The following is a 21097-nucleotide window of genomic DNA, read 5'->3' as shown; positions in this document are numbered from 1 at the left end:
AAATGGCTAAGACATCTCATTTTCATGGTACAAAGATTAATCCAACGAAGTTTCACTGGAGCCAGATGAAGTTTTACTTGTTTCTGATTCCTCTTGCCATTTTTATGGCCCTGCCGATCGTCTATATCTTCTTCCATGCGTTTAAGCCGATCGATGAACTATTTGCCTTTCCTCCAAGGTTTTTTGTTGAAAAGCCGACGATGCAAAATTTCTCGGATCTCTTTTCTGCATCATCAGAAACCGGTGTTCCGATGGCGCGTTATTTTTTCAACAGTATTATCACGACAGTTGTTGTGATGTTATTTACCGTTTTGATCAGTACGATGGCTGGCTATGCGTTATCAAAAAAGAAGTTTCGCAGTAAAAAATATATCTTTGAAATTAACACCGTAGCGCTAATGTTTGTTCCTGCAGCAGTAGGGATTCCGCGGTATCTATTAATTGAAAACGTAGGTTTGATTGATTCGTTTTTTGTTCATATCTTTCCTTTGCTCGCGATGCCGATTGGATTATTCCTGGTGAAGCAGTTTATCGACCAAATACCAGATGAACTGCTTGAGGCGGCAAGGCTGGATGGAGCGAATGACTATTTCATTTTCATGAAAATTATTGTCCCTCTTGTAAAGCCGGCAATTGCCACGATTGCGATTTTGTCGTTCCAGCTTGTATGGAACAATATAGAAACTTCAACTTTGTACGTTAATGATGAAGGGCTTAAAACATTCGCTTTCTATATGTCTACACTTGCTTCGCAGGTTGAAGGCAATACAGTAGCCGGTCAAGGAATGGCAGCAGCGGCTTCACTAATCATGTTTTTGCCGAATTTAATTATTTTCATTTTCCTGCAGCGACAAGTAATGAATACGATGGCGCACTCAGGAATCAAATAGAAGAAAAGAGGGAGGGAGGTTATGAAAAAGACACTTTTGATAATAGCGTTTTGTTTGTTTGTGTTTCCGCTTCAAACCTATGCAGCAGTCTCGATCCCTTACCCTACGCTGACTGAAAACGTGGATGGAACTGAGGTTCAGACCCAGACAACTTTTCTGCCGTTAGGACAATTTCAGCAAGACAGCAGCTTGATAAATCCTGAAGATCTATTTATCGATCACAGCAATCACGTATATGTCGTCGATTCCGGAACAAAATCCGTTTTCAAGTTTAATCAGCAAGGGGAAAAAGTTGAAGAATTTGGTGCAGGCGTTTTACAGCAGCCAACCGGTGTTTTTGTTACTCCAGAAGATGAGATCTTTGTAGCTGATTATGGTGCTTCTAAAATCATCCAATTTAATCAGGAAAATGAGGTTGTCAATGAACTGGGAAAACCGGATTCTCCATTATTCGGTGAACGATCAGCCTTTAAACCAACGAATGTTGTGATTGATCGCCGGGGAAATTTGTACGTGATTAGTGAAGGCTCAACGAATGGGATCATTCAATTAAGTCAGGATGGAGAATTCTTAGGCTACTACGGAGTAAACCGCACACAAAATGCTGTAACTTCTGTGCTTCGTGACATGCTGTCGATTGATTCCGGACTGTTCATGAGAAACCCTCCCGCACCACAAAACATTGCGATTGATGAGAAAGGGCTGATTTATTCGATCACGCAAGGTGCAGAGATTGAGCGTATTAAAAAACTGAATGTGGCCGGGGATAATATGCTGCCAATCGACATCGTAGAGGAAGGAACATTTGTTGATATTACGGTAGATAAAAATGGCAATATGTTTGTGATTGATAATGAAGGCACGATTTTCGAGTTTGATAGTTTTGGGAATTTGCTGTTTATGTTTTCGGGGCCTGATGACGGAGATAACCGCTGGGGATTATCCCAGCAGGCAAGCAGCATAGCGGTTGATTCAAATGGGTTTTTATATGTAGCAGACCGTGAAAGAGGACTGATTCAGCGGTTTGGACCTACTGCTTTTATGAATGAAGTTCATGCTGGAATTGCTTTATTTAAAGAAGGGCTTTATATCGAAAGCAGAGAGTATTGGGAAAATGTTCTGAATTTAAATTCATCGTTTGGCCTTGCACATACTACAATGGGACGAGCCTATTTTAAAGAGCAGCGATATGATGAAGCACTCGAGCAATATGAATTGGCACAAGATCGCGCAGGTTATTCTGACGCCTTTTGGGAGCTGAGACATACATGGCTTCAAAAGTATCTTGGCATTGCAATTATCGTGCTGATTGCCTTAATGATTGGCTGGTCAGCATTGAAATACACTGATAGAAAAACGGGAATTATCTCAAATGCCTGGGAAAAACGTCCTGCATCCCGATTGGTCAGTGATCTGGCCTTTGTTGGTTATTTTCTTAAACATCCGATTGATGGATTCTATTACATACGAAAGCAGCAAAAAGGTTCTGTGCTTTCGGCAAGCCTTTTATATGCAGCGTTAATTCTCATTTATTTGTATTCACGACTGCAAACAGGCTTTATTTTTTCTACAGTGAATGAATCCAATTTTGTTTTAGTGAGAGAGCTGTTAATTGTCATCGGACCTGTCCTGCTTTTCATTATTTCAAACTATTTGGTTAGTACGATTAATGACGGGCAAGGGAGATTTAAAGACATATACATCGGAACCATCTATGCACTGGCGCCATATTTAATATTTATGGTTCCCGTTACACTCCTGTCAAACGTCATTACATTAAATGAATCGTTTATTTTTGAGTACTCGGTCGTCTTAATTTACGGTTGGTGCGTGATAATTTTATATTTCATGATCAAAGAGATTCACAACTATATGATCTCAGAGACTTTCAGAAATATTTTCTTAACGATATTTGGCATGATTATGCTCGTCCTGATAGGGTTTATTCTTTACATTTTATTAAATCAAGTAATTGACTTTTTATTCTCAGTAGTGAGTGAGGTGATAATTCGTGTATAGAAGATGGTTCGGTTTATTGTTGATTCCTTTCGTCCTTTCAAGTTCCGTAGCTGGAGCAAATGACAGCACCATTGAAAAAACGGTTGAAGAGATTGCAGCCGATGTTCCCCAATCCATTTTTTATCAATCGAATCAATTCACGCAAGCTTCTCCTGAACAAACCGATCAGCCTTCTCAAGAGGAAGTTTCCGAGCCGTATGAGCTGATGGCTGAAAATGAACGGCTTGCGCTGTATGTTGAACCCGCGACTCTTGCGATAAAGGCGGTTAACAAAGAAACCGGTTATGTATGGAGTTCAGGGCTGGATCATCCTGATGATTATCGATTAAATAACACATGGCAGCAATTTGTGCAGTCTGCTATAACGATCGATTATATTGATCAGCGCGGAAATAGTAAAACGGAAAGCATTCAAACGAACAGTTCACAAACGATGATAACGCAAACCGAAAACGGCTTCAGTGCGTTTATTCTTTTTTTGGGAGCAAATGTTGAAATGAAGCTTGAAGTTGATTTGACAGAGGAGGGACTGAGCATACGAGTCCCATCTGATCAAATCGATGAAGGGAAACGAAACCGTCTTACCTCTATGGAGATCTATCCATTCTTAGGATCTTCATTTGATGATGACCGGGAAGGGTATATGATGATTCCTGATGGATCGGGGGCATTGATCCGTTACGGTGATAACAGCCAGTTTGCCACGGCCCCTTTTACCGCTTCTATCTATGGCAATGACATGAGTACAAGCAGACGAATAGGGAATGTTCTTACCCTTCCGCTGTACGGAATTGTTCATGGAACCAATCAAAACGGCTTGCTGAATGTGATTGAAAGCGGTGAACATTACGCTGAACTTAGTGCTTATACACCTGGGATCTCGACCGATTTTTACTGGATTTCTCCAACGTTCCATTATCGGTACACCTATTTTCAGCCAACGAGCCGTGATATGAGCGGAACAAATGTTTACCAGCAAGATCGTAATGATTTTGACATCGAAATGAACATACATGTGCTTGAAAACGAAAAAGCGGATTATGCGGGAATGGCGAAAACCTATCAGGAAAAAATGCTTGCCGCAGGAGATCTGGTGGATCGAGAAGATGAATACAGCATGAGACTCGAGTACCTTGGAGCAGAATCGAAACCGGGTCTGATCTGGGATTCGATCGTACCGATGACGACTGCTGATCAAGTACGTTCGCATGTAGATCAGCTTAAGGCGAACGGTTTGGAGGATTTGCTCCTTGTATACCAAGGGTGGACAAATGGGGGACGCACGAACACTCTACCTGCAACGTTTCCGGTTGAAAAAGAAATCGGTGGAGAGGATGCGCTCGTCCAGCTTCATGACGAACTGGCAGACGAAGATATTCCCTTATACTTATACAACGAATTTTCAAGTGCTTATAAAGGTGCTTCAGGCTTTGATGGTAGCAATGACGTTGCCAGACAAGCAAATTCTCAGCTGCTATCGTGGAATGCTACTAAATATTTCAATGAAATGTACTTTATGAAATCAAGTGTCTCTGAAGATTTGGCGGAAGAAAGTGCGCTGGAATTTAACGAGCGGGGCCTGAACCATATGGCTGTCGACACCACCGGCTATATGCTGTATTCCGATTATGAAGAAGGAAAAGAAAAAACGCGGGAGGATGCAGAAGCGACCTACAAAAGTCTGTTTGAATCACTCGCAGACAAAACAATAGAACCTGCTGTATACAAGCCGAACCCTTATGTATGGTCAGGAACACACCATTACCTAAATATGCCGATGTATTCATCTAATTATATGATGGCAACGGACACAATTCCTTTTCTGCAGATGGTGCTAAAGGGGTTCATTCCTTATTACTCCAACTACGTGAACTTTCAAGTGAATGAGCAGCAGGATCTTCTGCGAATGGCGGAGTATGGCATGTATCCTTCCTATTTTGTCACGGGAGAATCGTCCAGTAAACTCGCCAATACAGCATCATCTGATGTTTTTACCTCTCAATTCAGTATTTGGAAAGAAGATATTTTACAGAAAAATGAACGTTTGGCAACTGTATTAAAAGAAGTAGAAAATGAAACGATTGACCAGCACGAGGTGATAGAACCTGGAGTTGTAGCTGTGACGTATTCAAACGGAAAAACGATTGTCGTGAATTATACGATGGAACGATTCGAACAAGGAAATGCTCAAGTTGAACCAGCGGATTTCAAGCTGATCGAGCAATGGGAAGGAGCATAAGGAGATGGCTAAAGTATTGAAAAAGCGTCCTAAACCATCCATAGCGTACCTCTTTATCGCTCCATGGATCATTGGATTTATCGCCTTTACCGCATTTCCGCTTCTATACTCTCTTTATCTCAGCTTTCATAAAGTGAGTTTAACAACAGAAGGAATAAAAACAAACTATGTTTCCTTTGAAAACTTTCAATATGCATTTACTGTTGATGGAGTATTCATGAATTACCTTATTGTCTTTTTCAGGGAACTGCTCATCTCTGTGCCAATTATAATTGTATTTTCTCTTATTATTGCGCTGCTTTTAAATCAGAAGATTCGATTGAGAGGACTGTTTAGAACCATCTTTTTTCTGCCGGTGATTATTGCCAGCGGTCCTGTATTGAAAGAATTGCAGGATATGGGTGTGACGACGATTCCATCCATTGAAGAAGTATTTATTTACAGTTTGGCCAGTGATAATGCAGACCAGTTCATATTTGGGATTCTTTTGTATGTGCTTGATAATATCATCATGATTTTGTGGTATTCAGGGGTTCAGATTTTAATCTTCCTGGCAGTTTTGCAGAAAATTGACCGTCAAATTTACGAAGCAGCGATGATCGATGGTGCTTCAACCTGGGAAATCTTCTGGAAGGTTACACTGCCGAGCATTTTTCCAATGATTGTTGTCAATACGATCTACACCATCGTTGCCTATTCAATTTTTTCTCTTAATCCAATTATTGAACACATAAAAGTTCAGATGTTCGAATTGGACACAGGCTTTGGTTATGCCTCTGCGCTGAGCTGGGTATACTTCGTGATTATTGGTCTGATCTTAATCCTGGTGTTTGTCATAATGAACAGTCAAAGCAAGAAACGATACGCATCATGAGGAGGTGGAAAGCATGAATAAACTGATGACCAAGCGTAAAAATATCGAAACAGCAAGGATGAAACGGTGGTTTATCGGAGTGAAAGGGAATGATGGCTTACTGATTCGTACGCTCATATACGGCTTATTGATCGGTATAGGATTTGTCTATTTATTCCCTGTTATCTATATGGTGTCGTTTAGTTTTAAGAGTTTAGAAGACTTGTTAAACCCTCTTGTAAACTGGATTCCAAGTACATTGCATCTTGAGAATTTTAAGCAGGCTTATCAGGTGCTGGATTTTTTCCCAACACTTTTTCAAACGCTGTACGTCACCATTTTGCCTGCCCTCGCACAAACGGCTGTAGCAGCTTTAGTAGGGTATGGGTTTGCAAGATTTTCATTTCGCTTAAAAAACTTCTTGTTTGTTTTAGTGATGGTGACGTTTATCATTCCACCTCAAGTGACGTTAATTCCAAGGTATCTTGTGTATAGTGAATTAAATCTTTTGGGAAATATTCAAGCGTTCCTGCTTCCGGCAACGTTTGGACAAGGGTTAAACAGCGCCATCTTTATCCTGATCTTCTACCAATTCTTTCGTTCGATTCCAAAGACACTTGAAGAAGCTGCACTACTCGATGGAGCTGGCCATTTTCGAATCTTTTTCACCATTGCGATTCCAATGGCTGTTCCTGCGATTATTATTTCTTTCTTGTTTTCGTTTGTATGGTATTGGAATGAAACCTATCTTGCTGCGATTTTCTTCGGCGACCAGCTCACAACATTGCCATTAGAACTCCAGAAATTCGCAGCCAGTTATCAGCGTATGTTCCCAGCCGGCATGGAGGAGTCAGCCAGTCAGTTGAATGAGGGAATTCGATTAGCAGGAACCGTTTTAAGCATCCTGCCTTTACTTATTGTGTATTTCATTACTCAAAAATGGTTTGTAGAAGGCGTTGACCGTTCAGGAATTACAGGAGAATAAGGAAAGGAATGTGATTGCTATGGTAAAAACCGAAAATGTATTGCAAAGAGAAGCGAAGGGGTCATTTGATTTCTTTTGGAAAGAAGTAAACGATAATCCAGAAAGCAAAGGGTACGGACTGATTCGTGACCATTCTGGATCAGGCGGGGAAGGGGTCGCGAGCATTGCGTCAAATGGATTCGGACTGTCTGCGATTCCAATTGGCATTGAACGAGGCTGGATCTCTTTTGAAGAAGGAAAAGAAAGAGCCCTTGGGACGTTAAAGACGTATTGGAATAATGTCGAGCACCGTGATGGTTTCTTTTATCACTTCCTAAACATGGAAACAGCTCAAAAGAATGAAGCCTTTTATGACTGCCCCTCGATTATCGACACGGCCATCCTGCTGAATGGAGCGATTATTGCCCGTGAATATTTTGGCGGTGAAATTGGGGTATTGGCAGATAAAATTTATGATCGAGTGAACTGGAACGTTTATGTAAATAAAGAAACGAATCAGTTTTATATGGGTTTAGGAGAGGACGGAAAAGGCTTTGGCGCATGGGATATGTATGCCGAACAGCTGATGCTGTATTTCCTTGCTGTGGGTTCAAAAACTTACCCAGTATCACCAAGCATGTATCATGATTTTAAACGTTTTGAAGGAACATATGGGGATGTAACCTTTTACCCGTCTCCAGGTGGTCAATTGTTTACTCATCAGTACAGCCACGGATGGTTTGATTTCCGTGACAAGCTTGATCCGGACGGCATTGACTGGTTTGAAAACTCTGTAAAAGCAACGCTCGTTAATCGTCAGTATTGCATTGATCAGCAGGACCAATACAAAACGTACAGCAGTGAATCCTGGGGACTGACAGCATGTGATGGGCCGTCTGGGTATACACTTGCAGGCTCTCCGCCATATTATCCTTCAGTTGAGGTGAAAAACGACGGAACTGTTGCCCCGAGTGGTCCTGCCGGTTCCATTGTATTTGCGAAAAAAGAAGTCCAGGAGTCACTTGAGTACTTTGCAGAGATCGATGAGCTGTGGGGACCATATGGGCTGCAGGACAGTTATAACCTTGAAAAAGAAGAGCCCTGGTACTCCGATAAAGTCATCGGCATTAATAAAGGTGTGACCTTGCTGATGATTGAAAACGAAGAGTCAGGATTGATTTGGAAGCTTTACCATCAGAATGAATCCATCCAACGGGCGACAGATATTTTGAAATTTACGAAGAAGGGTTAAATCAGTGAGGGTTGAATGGATATTTTTAAAAGCCGGGCGGTGCGAAAAGTTCATTCAACTTTTGAATTCAGCAAAGAAAAAAAGGGGGACTCTCCAATGATTGAACTGAAAGAAAAGAAAATCTTGATTGAGGGCAAGCCTGTCATCCTCATGTGCGGTGAGGTTCATTATTACAGGCTGGATAAAAACGACTGGCAAGCACGCATTGATCAGTTAAAGTTGTCAGGGTGTAATGCCGTCGCTACGTATATTCCATGGCTATGTCACCAGCCCGAACAACACATCATTGACATTGATGGTTCTACACGACCAGAGCTTGATATCATTGGATTCTTAGACCTGTGCCAGAAAAATGATTTGTACATATTTGTCCGTCCGGGACCTTTTATTATGGCTGAAATGAAAAATGAAGGCATCCCGCATTGGGTTTACTCAGGGTGCCTAGAGGCCATTCCGGTTGGGTGGGACGGACAGGATCCGACAACGAAAACACTTGATTACTTAAATCCTGGATTTTTAGAGGCGACTAGAGCATGGTATAAGATTATTCTTCCGCCTATTAAAGAAAGGCTCTATTCAAATGGCGGTAACGTCATCGCCATACAGCTGGATAATGAAGTAGGAATGCTCTCTTGGGTGAGCAATACACCAGACTTGACTGACCATCTGCTGGATGACTTATCTTCATGGCTTTTATCTTACTACGATACTAAACTTGATGAGCGTTACCCGGGTGTTTTTAATAGAGGAGAAAAAATTAGAAATACTCAGCTGCGGTCGCCAACAGAGGATTATGCACCTCAGTTTTTAAAAGATCTTGGTTATTACATGCGTGACCGGTTTGCCCGCTATATTCATATTCTCAGAACTTACTGTGAAGAAGAGGGGATTTTAGACATTCCTTTTGTTGTAAACATTCACGGTACAGGTGGCGGACGTGGTTTTACTTTCCCAATTGGCATCAGTCAGCTGTATGAAAGCTATACACAGGATGAGGGGTATCTATCCGGCTCAGATATTTATTTTGGAGATTTTAATATGGACATGTTTCAAGATCTCTATTTAATTAATGGCTTTATGGACGCCGTTCATTTACCTGATCAGCCACTGACATCCGTTGAGTTTAATTGTGGAGACGGCAACTTCGGCAGTACATTTGGCGGACGAAAGGATCCCTCTTCAGTGGATCTGAAAATGCGGATGTGCGTGGCTCAGGGAAATCGTCTGATCAACTATTATCTGTTAACAGGCGGCTACAATTATCGCATGGACCAAAAGCTCAATGATGGCAATGACAGAATCGCCTTTACAGGAGAGAGACATGGATTTGCTGCGCCGATCAGTCCTGAAGGTGAGTTGAATTTCACCTTTCCACGTATGGCTGAGTCTATCAGTCGCGTCATGGCGGTGTCAGATAAGTTAGCTGGAATGAATGAAGAAAAAGATGCGGTGGCCTTTGCGTTTATACCAGATTACTACATGACAGAATCTCGTTATCCAAAAAGCGGGAAAATGAAAGAAATCCTTGAAAATATTGAACAAAATCGAAACGGCAGTTCCTGGGAAGTAGTTGCCCGCGCTATGCTGTTAAAAGGTTTTAAATTTGGCTCGGTTGATCTTCAAAACCAGCCGATTAACCTGGCAAAAATCAAAACACTCGTCGTTCCATCTGCACGATACTTACATAAGCATATACAGGAAAAGCTGATTCAATTTATGAATAATGGCGGGAATGTCCTGTTATATGGAGAATTGCCGCAGTTTGATATGGAAGGCAATCCATGTTCAGTGCTTGCTGACGAAGCGGGTGTGAGGTACAAAAATACCTATCGTGATTCTTCAGAATATTATCTTTCATTGGAATCGGAAAATTTAAGCAGGCGATATCCTGAAGTGCGGACACATATCGCTCACACGGTTGAGGGGGGAGACAGTCTTACACCGCTGCTCAGAACATACGATACGAAGGAAATAAGCGGGTTTGAATCAAAGATTGGCCGTGGGAAATTAATAGGTCTTCTTACGCATTATAGCTGTGATCTCACCTTTTTTGGAGAAATTTTTGACAGGCTGGAAATGAAGAGATCTCTGGCCCATGATTATCAGCATCACGGAATTTTCATGACATCCGTTGGAAATGAAGATCGAGAGAGATTTATTCATATTTTGAATCTGGATGGCCTGGAAAAAGAGTTTCACCTTTTTGAAAACGAAGTGAAATTATTCGAAGGTCACAAGGTTGCACTGCCGGCAAAGAGAGGGCTTATGCTTCCTGTAAATGTTAAATTGGAAAAAGCAATCATTCGTTATGCAACAGCAGAAATAAAAGAACGAGCTTGTGACCATGTAACCTTTGCAATCCAGGCTGAAGAGCAGATTATTGTCATTGATACAGAGCATGAAATTACGATTGAACCGTCATCATTGAAAGCTGTCAAAAAAGGAAATATGTACTCCATTACTGCGAACCTGTATGATTGTCGGGGAGAAGACGTAACGATCCGATTTAATGAAAGTTAATAATGCGTTATTAAGAAATTTCACTGTATAGGGAATAAGGCGGGTTGGGTGAAGCAGATGCAACAGCATTAAAGCGGCATCCCTCCCGCCGCGTTTCGTTCAACACTCATTATCGATTTAAAGTTGATCGAGCCGGTTCCTGCAAAACCTGAGGATCATAATCAGTTGTCTCTCTTTAGAAAAGAGAACCTGGTCACATTCCCAGATGTCTTTGTATATCAGAGTAATAATTTGTTCCGCATACAATTCTTCCTGAAGATTTCCATAGATTATTTTCCATATTGTCAGGTTATACTTGTCATACATAGCTTCTAAAGCTTCCTTTTTTCTGCCATAATCAGTCATTTTATTCACTCCTTGCAGGCAAAACGTTCACTATTTAAAGAAAACGAAAAAGAAAGCATTTTAGATCAATCGTTAGGCAAGGAAATTTTAAAAATTAGAATAAGCCTGGGACAAATGTGTCTCAAGCTCCTTGACCGGTTCACTTCGCTTCAGGCGGACGCTTTCCGCAGGGACGGTTGCTTGAGCCTTTCCAGGGCCTGCCCTGAAAAGGCTCAAGCAACCGTCATATCCTGCAGGAGTCGCCACCTTCCGCTCCGATCACCTCATACTAATGATATATTCGGCCTCATTTTTATTCATTTTGTTCAGTTATGCCCCAACCTCATTCTTCATTTGTTTGATTGTTATCGAAAAGGCACAGAATGTGGTTTCTAGCAGGCTCCATTCACGCGCCGATGTATTTAAAATCTTACTGGTTAAAGTAGGTTTGCGTAAAATAAGGCTGCTTTTCATCATTAAAAGCTACACCAATTCCAAGGTAGCCGAAATCAGGTTTTAAGATGTTTTCACGGTGACCGAGAGAATTCATTAGCCCTTCATGAGCAAAAACGGAACTGAACTGACCATAGGCAAGATTTTCTCCGGCCGTTGTATAGCGGATTCCATCTTCCTCCATCCTGTCAAAAGGGGATTGGCCATCTAAATTTGTGTGGTCAAAATAAGCATTATCCGCCATGTCCGCGCTATGCTTGCGGGCAGTTTCCCTGGCTTGATCATCCCAGACTAAAGGCATAAGGCCGTGGTGAACACGCGCTGAGTTGGTTAAATCAAAAAGCTGGTATTCAAACCCTTCTTTCAAGGGATCAGAAGGAGAAGAATAAATCTCTTTTCTGCTTTCTTCCAGACTTTGATGAATGACTTGAATGGCCGTTACGGTCTGTTCTTCATGCTTATCGTAAAAAACAGTCGCATAGGAATCATCCACTTCAAACACATCATACTCTCCATTATTTTGGATCTGGTAGCGGACCATTCCTTTTCTCAGTGAAGTAAGGGGTTCACCGAGTTCTGCTGTGACCTCTTCCCGTGAGCTTTCAAGTGTAATATCAGAAGAAGAGGCGAGCAGATCCTGATTTGTAAACAGCCCATTGACAAGTTCTTCCTCATTATAAGACACCATGAGAAAGTTTCCGAAGTTCTCATGATAGGTAAACCAATCTGTTCCATATTCATTTGAGGACTGTCGCTGAGGTTCGCCGATTTCCTGTTCCACTTCCTGTCTTGCATCTCCAATTTTCACGTTGTAAACGGAGAACATTTGCTCAGTTGGAGCGGTAAGATCCGGTTTCTCAACTGTTTCCATGGATTGAGTGGATTCGAGGCTTGGAGCTTGCTGAATCGCATCATCTATATCAATAATCATTGACGTAATCGTATCTTGAAATGAATCTACTGCATCTGAAATGGCTGGCGTATAGATGACCGACATTACTTTGTCAGAAACTGTGTCCATAAACGACACATCGACATAAGGGGAAACTTTTTCTTCCCATAAAGGCTTCGACAGAAACACAGCTGCAACCAGGACCACAACAAGCATTATTTTTCTAATCATTGGTTCACTCCTGTTCTATCTATATTTTAACCTAAATAGGAATGATGTATAAAGAAACAAGCTTGACTGAGTGTGTAAGAAAGTAGACAAATTGTGAAATGGATGACTGTTTTGTGTGGATATAGATGATGAAATTCAATCGCTTTGTTAATAAAACGAATATTAAAGCATCAAAAACCCTGATGAACAAACATTCATCAGGGTTTTTGAGTTGTATTTATTTTCCTACATGCCAATTTTTAAGAAGAGGTCCTTCTTTTCCGAAGACCGGATCTGTATCCGGTATTGCTACATGCCAAATTTCTTCCAGCACATCAGGACGTTCACCAGGTTCTCCAGTCCGGAAATTATAATCAGCGCCGTCAGGATAAGCACCGACAATACGGAAATCTTCGCTCGCCTTCATGTTTCGGTGACCGGTTCCAGCAGGCAGCACCATTACATCGCCTGTCTGCACTTCAATCATTTTTCCTTTTTCACCGCCAATCTGAATCATTGCTGACCCGGATTGAACGCCAAGAACCTCATGGGTATTGCTGTGATAGTGGTGATAATCATGCACACCGCCTACCCAGCTGTTTTTCCAGTTATGCTCGTTAAATGTTTTCTCAATTTCGTCAGGATTATCTTTAAAAACGCCCTCGTATACAATGACCGACAGCTGCTGATTATTTGGTATGGATCCATCGTCTTCAAACGGATATAGTTGTATATTCTCAGTCATAGTAAATCCCTCCTGTATACAACCATATATACCCTTTTTGTAAAAAACTACACACTTTAAACGTGGTGCGCTTTATTAAAGTTTGATTGCAAAGAGATATCTCTTGGTTTTAGGTTAACTGGGAAGACGTAATAAACAGTATGGTATTCTATCTTTAATGGAACGATCAAGGCAAAACTGCAGCAGCTGATTCAAAGTAGTAAGACAAGCTATTGATGATGAGACAACTAACCAGGGAGATGAAAAAATGTTTCCTCAAGCCCCTATTTTAAAAACGTGGAAGAAGTTCGATCAGTTTGCAATGGAAACGTTAACGAAACGGTGGAATTATAACTCGGACAAACCGTTTCAGCAAAGATCTGTTTCTCAGATGAAAGAACAAAGAGAGCGCTTTGGCGTTTCGGGAAATTGCTTTGATTTAGCGATTTGGTTATTGGATGAATTTAAAAACGATGGAATTGAAGCCTATCCAATTGGTCATGAAATTCAGTCAGAAGATGCCCATGCTGCCGTGATCGCGCTAGATGAAAATGGCCGCCGTTTCTTATGCGATCTTGGAGATCAGTGGCTGCTGCCAATTTTAGTGGATGCAAATGATGAGGATTTTAGCGGAGAAAAGCTCAGCGGCTTTTTTCCGGGGGCAGATATCCAGCTAAAGCCTTCTCACTCAAAACTGGAGGTCTATTATCACAGACCAAACGGCCGCTTTTCTGTGCAAGCCTATGATCTGCAGCCTGTCGATGGGAGTGACTTTGAAAAAGCGGCAGAACGGTCGCAGAACCATCTTAACCCGCATCCGTTAGTTGAGTGCAGAATTCCCTATAAAAAAGAAACGGCTCACTGGGAATTTGACGAATGGAAAAGTTTCATAAGTTCAGCAGAAGGTCTGCATCCCGAACCTCCAGCCGCCTCTATAGAAGAGTGGGCGATCAGGATAAATGAGAAAACAGGGTACAATAAGGAAGTAGCAGGTCAGGTATTGAGGGAATTTAAAACAGTGCCTTCAAGCCTTCTATAAGTTCAGTGTTTAGCTATGGTCAAATTTCAAAAAAGGTTGAATAAAGAAACCGGCTCCTATCCATTACATGTTGATTTAACGGGGGAAACCTTACTGTCTACCATGAATTAGTATAGGGTGAAATTTAAAGAGAATGCCTTCAAGATAAGAATCTTATCTGATGTGAAGCATTCTCTTTTCTATTCCCGGAATATAGTTTTTTCCTCTTTTATTTAAAACCTGTATAGAACCATGTTTTAATCGGATTGCTTAAGGGCAATTATAGTGGATGAAAGGCGGTATGAACGTGGATATTTTAGTTGCTTTAATTCCCGCTGTAATGTGGGGAAGTATTTTGCTTGTGAGTACAAAGTTAGGCGGAGGTCCTTACAGTCAAGTCGTAGGGACTACATTTGGCGCCTTGATTTTTTCTATTGTTGCGATCTTTTTTATTTCTCCTGAGTTTACGCTGACCGCCATTATCGTCAGTTTTATCTCTGGTCTGCTGTGGGCGCTCGGTCAAATGAATCAGTTTAGAACGGTTACGCATTTAGGTGTATCGAAAACTTTGCCTATATCAACCGGGCTTCAGCTTGTTGGAACCTCTCTATTTGGAGTGCTTGCCTTCGGTGAATGGTCTACAACGATGAAGTTGATTATCGGTATCTCTGCGCTGCTGCTCATTTGTCTTGGCGTGGTGTTAACGTCTTATCAGGAAAAAGACGGACAAGAAAGTAAAGAGGGGAGCCCGCTGAAAAAAGGGATTCCGTTACTTTTGATTTCTACTGTCGGATATGTTGGGTATGTCGTAATCATCCGCTGGTTCAACATTGACGGGTGGACTGCTATCTTGCCGCAATCAGCAGGAATGGTGACGGGGGCAATTCTTTTAAGTCTTAAGCATAAACCATTTACTAAATACACTGTTCGTAATATCATCCCGGGATTGATGTGGGCGACTGGTAACCTTGCCTTACTTCTGTCGATCCCTAAAGTAGGCACGGCCACAAGTTTTTCTTTATCTCAAACAGGCATTATTATTTCAACCCTTGGCGGTATATTCCTATTAGGAGAAAAGAAAACAAAAAAGCAATTGGTGTTCGTTGTGATTGGCTGTATTTTAATTATTATCGGTGGAGTCATGCTTGGATTTACTAAAGAATAGGAGGCAGTGCGAATGTATAATGAGTTAAAAGGTAAAACAGCGATTGTCACAGGAGCATCATCAGGCTTGGGCAAAGCAATTGCGCTTCGATTTGGCGAAGAAAAGATGAATGTCATTGTGAATTATTTAAACAAGAAGGAAGAAGCCCAGCAGGTAGCAGGAGATATTGAAAAAGCCGGCGGAAAAGCAATTGCTGTTCAAGGGGATGTATCTGTAGAAGAGGATATCGACCGGCTGATTCAATCCGCGCATGAACACTTTGGCTCTCTGCATGTCATGATGAACAATGCAGGAATACAAAATGAAGTACCATCTCATGAGATGACACTTGAAGAATGGAATAAAGTCATTTCGGTGAATTTGACCGGCACATTTTTAGGCTCGACAAAAGCGATTGCTTATATGCTCGAGCACCGAATTCAGGGCTCCGTAATCAATATGTCCAGTGTTCATGAGATCGTCCCCTGGCCTCATTTCGTCCATTATGCAGCGAGCAAGGGCGGGATGAATATGTTATCTCAGACGTTAGCACTCGAATATGCAGGACAAGGAATAAGGGTAAATAACATTGCCCCTGGTGCGATTAATACCCCGATTAATAAGGAGAAATTTGACAACGAGGAGCAGCGGGATGAGGTGCTTTCGATGATTCCGATGAAAAAAATAGGCGAACCGGAACAAGTCGCGTCTGTCGCTGCTTTTCTTGCTTCTGATCAAGCAAGCTATGTAACCGGAACAACCTTATTTGTGGATGGCGGCATGAAGCTCTATCCCTCTTTTGCAGCAGGTAAAGGGTAAGAAGAATTATAGGATAGAAAAAGAAATGAAGGATCAGGAAGTTTTAGAAGAGAGCAGACGGATGAAATACAGCCGTCTGCTTTTTTAGTGCGGACACAATTGTCTATTCTTCACGATTTTAACTCAGTGTCCATACTACTTTAACGAATGCATATACTCGTTGTGTGGGAAATATTCATTGAATAAATCCAATTAAATGGAATAATATGATAAGGTTAAACTAGTTGTCTATAATCCTATGCCCTTTTTACCAGCAGGGTTGAAACTCTGTGTACAATTAGCAGTGATGAAAAACAGTCGCGTAGGAAACGTTTTGCTTTAAACGAAATAGATATTTTCATCTTCAAACATATAGAGGTGGATCATGCAGACAGAAGCCATGCTGCTCATTGCCGTTGTTTTGTATTCCTATTTAATTGGCGGAATAACGGGTGCTTATTATCTCGTGAAATTTTATCAGGGAAAAGATATCCGGCAAATGGAAAGCGGAAATGCAGGGGCAACAAATGCAGGAAGAGTACTTGGGGAAAAGGGGTTTGTTTTAACGATCGCGATAGATGCCATCAAGGTGTGGATTGCACTGGGCATCACGACGATGTTGTCAGATGGTAGTGAGGCTGTACTTTCTTTGTCCACGTTCTTTTTAATTCTGGGTCATTTGTATCCGGTCCAATTAGGCTTTCGGGGCGGCAAAGGAATCGTCGTTTATCTTGCAGCCGCTTTATTCATAAACCCCTTCACAATCGTGGTCATGGGGGTTGTTATGGGCGTGCTCTATATCAGCCTTCGCCGTTATACAATCGCAGGTTTCCTAGCCATTTCAACGATTCCTGTGACGCTTTATGTTCTGGAGCAATCACTAGTGTACCCTGTAAGTTTTGCCATGTTTTTCGCATTTATCGCAGCCATTCACAATAAATAAGGGTGCTTAATTGTCAGACGGTCTGGAGGTTTAGAAATGAATTCGTTAACGTATAAAATGGCAACGGAAAAAGAAGAGCTTCAGCAGATTCATCAATTAAATTATCAAACCTTCGTTGAAGAAATTCCCCAGCATGAAAAAAACGCGATCCATGAGCTGGTAGATAAATTTCATGAAGAAAATACATATGTTATTGCCAAGCAAGGAATGGAAGTCGTAGGCATGATCGCAGTGCGAGGCAGGCGTCCATTTTCATTGGATCAAAAGCTGGAAAAGCTGGATGACTATTTACCTGAAGGCGCAGTACCCTGTGAAATCAGGCTGTTGTCAGTTAAAAAAAAGTGGCGCAGTACGCAGACTTTTTATAAATTAGTGGACAGGCTTGTCAGCTATTGTCTGGAAAAGCAGTATACTGTTGCGCTAATATCCGGTACAGTCCGTCAGTTGAAGCTGTACAAGAGAATTGGTTTTATCCCATTTGGCACGCTCGTTGGTAAGGAAGACGCTCAGTTTCAGCCGATGTATTTAACCAGGGAAAGCTTTGCCTCTTCTACGAAAGCGTTTCAGCGGCTCATGGTGCGAAAACAGCCGCCAGTACACTCTTTTCTCCCGGGACCCGTTCAACTTTCTGCAGATGTAAAGAAGGCATTTACGCAGCCAGCCCTATCACATCGTGCTTCAGATTTCAGGTTTCATTTTCAGCAGCTGCAGGATGAATTGACTACTTTGACGAAAGCCGCACACGTTCAAATTCTCGTGGGCACCGGTACACTTGCAAACGATGTAGTAGCTGCTCAATTAATAGGTTTGAAGGGAAAAGGGCTGATTTTATCAAATGGAGAATTCGGAGAGCGTCTAATCGACCACGCCTCCCGTTTGGGTCTGTCATTTAAAACGTTGAAGAAAGAATGGAACGAAGCACTGGATCTTAAAGATATTAAGAATTATTTAGACGCTGACGCTGAGATTAAGTGGCTGTGGACGGTTCATTGTGAAACTTCTACCGGATATTTATACGATCTGAAGAATTTGCAGACATTGTGTAAAAAATATGATGTAGAGCTATGCCTGGATGCCTGCAGTTCAGCAGGACTCGTCCCTTTGAATTTAAAAGAGGTTCTTTTTGCATCATCAGTAAGTGGAAAAGGGTTTGGATCTTATCCCGGTTTAGCGATCATTTTTCACCGTGAAGCTGTTTTGCCTAATCCCGTTATTCCAAGGTATCTGGATCTCGGGCTTTATGCAGAGAACAGCGGGATTGCCTTTACTCATTCTTCTAATCTGATCCTTGCTTTAAAAGAGGCAGTAAACACCGTTGATTATCGTCAAACACAAGAGCTCTCTTACCGCATACGCACTTTATTTAAAGAAAGCACGATGCGGACACTTGGAGATCATTCGTATTCACCAGGCATCATCACGCTCGCTCTGCCTGAAGGAATTTCAAGCAAACGGTTTGGTGATGCGTGTAAAATGAGGGGTGTTTTGCTAAGCTACGAAAGTAATTACCTGCTGGAACGGAATTGGGTTCAACTGGCTCTAATGGGGGATCATCCGGAAGCAGCGTGCATAAAAGCAGCGGAAGTAGTGAAGGAAACATACTCTTCAACCTTAAAAGAAAATGGGCTGAGTTTATGCTGAAAAATTCGTATATTTGGATTGCAGTGAGCTGTCTATGGATTAAAACGCTGGCACTTTCTTTCGTCGGCTTTAATTTAAGAGTGCAAACCTTTCTGGACGTCATTCTTATTATCATTAATCCCTTAGGTCCGCTTATGCTGCTTGTTGGTTTAAGTTTTTACTGGAATAAAAAAATTAAGTTGTACCCATTATTTGTAATAATGTTTCTTATTACTGGATTACTGTACGGGGATTTACTTTACTACCGGTTTTACACGGACTTCGTCACCGTTCCGATCCTGTTTCAATTCAGCAATGTCGGAGGCCTGGGACCGAGCACACTCGAGCTGTTAAGCTGGTGGGATCTGCTGTTGTTTGCTGATCTGCTGCTTGTTGGCTGGCTGATTGCCCGTAAAAAGATGACGTCCCTCAAACCTGAAAGAAAAGCTAAACGCAATTATCTCATTGCAAGCATTGCACTAATGGGGCTGACAGTTGGACTTGGTCTAGTGAATGCTCCGCATCTTTTTGCAGAATCCTATAATCGTGAGCAAATGGTTAAAAATATTGGTCCTTTTCAGTATCATGCATTTGATATTGGCGTTGCAGCTAATTCTTCACTTTATTATATTTTCGCAGAGTCAAAGGATGCAGCAAAAATTATTGAAAACACCCAGGCGTCAGATACCGATTCTGATTCATTCGGAATTGCTGAAGGAAAGAATGTAATACTGATCAGCATGGAATCCACTCAAGGATTTGTGATCAATCAAAAAGTAAACGGAGAAGAATTAACACCTTTTCTAAATAGTTTAATTGACGAAAGCTATTATTTTTCTTCGATTTATGATCAAACGGCTCAGGGCAAAACATCCGATTCAGAATTTATGATCGACACAGGGCTTTACCCAATGGAAAGCGGCGCTGTTTTTGTGAGAAAAACAGAAAACACATTCATTGGTCTCCCTCACATTTTAAAGCAGGAAGGGGACTATTATTCGGCTGTGTTTCATGGCAACGATCCAACATTTTGGAATCGTGAGAATATGTATGAATCTCTAGGCTACGATCACTTTTACGCTAAAGAGTCTTATAAGGTAACAGAAGAAAATTCAGTAAACTATGGCATTAAAGATGTGCCGTTCTTTGAACAGTCTGTCTCCATTATGGAAGAATTGCCTCAGCCCTATTATGCACGATTTATTACGTTAACCAATCATTTCCCATTTTTGCTTGAGCAAGAGGATCAGTTCATTGATGAAGCAGAGACCGAAGAAGGAGTCGTCAACCGTTATATTACAACCATTCGCTATCAGGATGAGGCTATTAGACTTTTCTTTGAGCAGCTGAAAGAAAAAGGTCTCTATGAAAATACGATCTTTGTTTTATATGGAGATCATTACGGGATATCTGAAAAATATGACCATGGCGTAATGGATTTACTTAATATGAAGACCAGCGCTCTTAATCGTATGAAGCTAAAACAAGTTCCGCTGATCATTCATGTCCCGGGGCAGGAAGGAAAAACCTTCACTCGAAATGGAGGAGAAATTGATATTCGCCCAACCCTTCTTCATTTGATGGGCATACATTCAGAAGAACCCTCACTCGGAAAAAACTTATTTGCCAGAAGCAATGATCATCCGGTTATTTTTCGCAATGGTGACTTTGTCACTGACAAATATTTGTTAAAAGATAAACGGTGCTACAGCTTGGAAAAAGAAGAGCTGACAGATGCCCATCACTGTGAACCAACAGAGGAAATTGTGCGGGAAGAGCTCGAGATGTCCGACGAAATCATTTATGGGGATTTGCTGCGATTTATAGAATAAATTTGATGAAGCAGGGGACATGCTTATTTAAAAGGGACCGGTTCATTTCCGCTGCAAGTGCACGCTTTTTAGCGGGGCGGGAGGTGAGTCGCTGCATCAGGAGTCTGCGCCTTCCACTACAATGAACCTGTTCACGGTGTCATCAAAGCAGAAAATAGATCTCTGCCTAAATAGAATGTTTTCACGAAAAGTTGTTCGTGAAGGCATTCTTTTTTATTTTTGTTAGAAGCTCTCTTGTCTATACCATCAGCGGTACTTAAATCACAACTACTAGATCCATTAGTCATCTAATCCTTTACCATACTGCCAAACTTCTATAGCAGAGGACTAAAGGAATATTTTTACTATTTATTAAAATATTAAGCTTTATTTTGTGTATAATTGAATAAAAGCAGATTCATA

The 21097-nt window shown here is 41.4% G+C and carries 15 protein-coding genes; 13 read left to right on the top strand and 2 right to left on the bottom strand.

Going from position 1 to position 21097, the window contains the following annotated elements:
• Positions 1 to 2 precede the first annotated feature (2 nt).
• From KR50_RS01070 to KR50_RS01040, 7 genes are all read left to right on the top strand, one after another.
• Positions 3 to 890: a carbohydrate ABC transporter permease gene (locus tag KR50_RS01070; RefSeq protein ID WP_041053755.1), complete on the top strand. Its 888-nt coding sequence runs from the start codon at positions 3 to 5 to the stop codon at positions 888 to 890.
• Between the two features lie 21 nt (positions 891 to 911).
• Complete coding sequence (locus tag KR50_RS01065) at positions 912 to 2909, top strand: YIP1 family protein (protein ID WP_041053753.1); 1998 nt, start codon at positions 912 to 914, stop codon at positions 2907 to 2909.
• On the top strand, positions 2902 to 5148 hold the full coding sequence (locus tag KR50_RS01060) for a DUF5696 domain-containing protein (protein WP_041053752.1): 2247 nt from the start codon (positions 2902 to 2904) through the stop codon (positions 5146 to 5148). Before KR50_RS01065 ends, KR50_RS01060 begins: the two co-directional genes overlap by 8 nt.
• A 4-nt stretch (positions 5149 to 5152) precedes the next feature.
• On the top strand, positions 5153 to 6022 hold the full coding sequence (locus KR50_RS01055; RefSeq protein WP_041053750.1) for a carbohydrate ABC transporter permease: 870 nt from the start codon (positions 5153 to 5155) through the stop codon (positions 6020 to 6022).
• Between the two features lie 13 nt (positions 6023 to 6035).
• A complete protein-coding gene (locus tag KR50_RS01050) occupies positions 6036 to 6986 on the top strand; it encodes a carbohydrate ABC transporter permease (protein WP_041053749.1) in 951 nt (316 codons plus the stop codon).
• Between the two features lie 19 nt (positions 6987 to 7005).
• Positions 7006 to 8217, top strand: a complete 1212-nt coding sequence (locus KR50_RS01045) for a glucoamylase family protein (RefSeq protein WP_041053747.1) — start codon at positions 7006 to 7008, stop codon at positions 8215 to 8217.
• A gap of 96 nt (positions 8218 to 8313) precedes the next feature.
• Positions 8314 to 10737 (top strand): beta-galactosidase, encoded by a 2424-nt coding sequence (locus KR50_RS01040; RefSeq protein WP_041054434.1) that lies wholly within the window; start codon positions 8314 to 8316, stop codon positions 10735 to 10737.
• A 754-nt stretch (positions 10738 to 11491) separates the two neighbouring features.
• Here the strand turns inward: KR50_RS01040 and KR50_RS01030 are convergent.
• A complete protein-coding gene (locus KR50_RS01030; protein WP_332307470.1) occupies positions 11492 to 12637 on the bottom strand; it encodes a CAP domain-containing protein in 1146 nt (381 codons plus the stop codon).
• Between the two features lie 217 nt (positions 12638 to 12854).
• On the bottom strand, positions 12855 to 13361 hold the full coding sequence (locus KR50_RS01025) for a cupin domain-containing protein (RefSeq protein WP_041053741.1): 507 nt from the start codon (positions 13359 to 13361) through the stop codon (positions 12855 to 12857).
• Between the two features lie 247 nt (positions 13362 to 13608).
• Here KR50_RS01025 and KR50_RS01020 point away from each other — a divergent pair, with 247 nt between their 5' ends.
• The 6 genes from KR50_RS01020 (at position 13609) to KR50_RS00995 (ending at position 20695) form a co-directional block, all read left to right on the top strand.
• The gene (locus tag KR50_RS01020; RefSeq protein ID WP_041053738.1) at positions 13609 to 14379 is read left to right on the top strand and encodes a hypothetical protein; all 771 of its coding nucleotides are present in this window, start codon (positions 13609 to 13611) and stop codon (positions 14377 to 14379) included.
• Positions 14380 to 14665: 286 nt separating this feature from the next.
• The gene (locus tag KR50_RS01015) at positions 14666 to 15523 is read left to right on the top strand and encodes a GRP family sugar transporter (RefSeq protein ID WP_041053736.1); all 858 of its coding nucleotides are present in this window, start codon (positions 14666 to 14668) and stop codon (positions 15521 to 15523) included.
• Between the two features lie 12 nt (positions 15524 to 15535).
• Positions 15536 to 16321 (top strand): glucose-1-dehydrogenase, encoded by a 786-nt coding sequence (locus tag KR50_RS01010; RefSeq protein WP_041053734.1) that lies wholly within the window; start codon positions 15536 to 15538, stop codon positions 16319 to 16321.
• Positions 16322 to 16685: 364 nt separating this feature from the next.
• Positions 16686 to 17243, top strand: coding sequence for a glycerol-3-phosphate acyltransferase (locus KR50_RS01005; RefSeq protein ID WP_052476643.1), 558 nt, complete (start codon positions 16686 to 16688; stop codon positions 17241 to 17243).
• 36 nt (positions 17244 to 17279) lie between these two features.
• Positions 17280 to 18884 (top strand): aminotransferase class V-fold PLP-dependent enzyme, encoded by a 1605-nt coding sequence (locus KR50_RS01000; protein ID WP_041053731.1) that lies wholly within the window; start codon positions 17280 to 17282, stop codon positions 18882 to 18884.
• Complete coding sequence (locus KR50_RS00995) at positions 18878 to 20695, top strand: LTA synthase family protein (RefSeq protein WP_041053728.1); 1818 nt, start codon at positions 18878 to 18880, stop codon at positions 20693 to 20695. Before KR50_RS01000 ends, KR50_RS00995 begins: the two co-directional genes overlap by 7 nt.
• Positions 20696 to 21097 lie beyond the last annotated feature (402 nt).

The sequence above is a fragment of the Jeotgalibacillus campisalis genome, from assembly GCF_000829515.1.
GTDB lineage: Bacteria > Bacillota > Bacilli > Bacillales > Jeotgalibacillaceae > Jeotgalibacillus > Jeotgalibacillus campisalis.
This window is presented reverse-complemented; position numbering and strand designations above follow the sequence as displayed.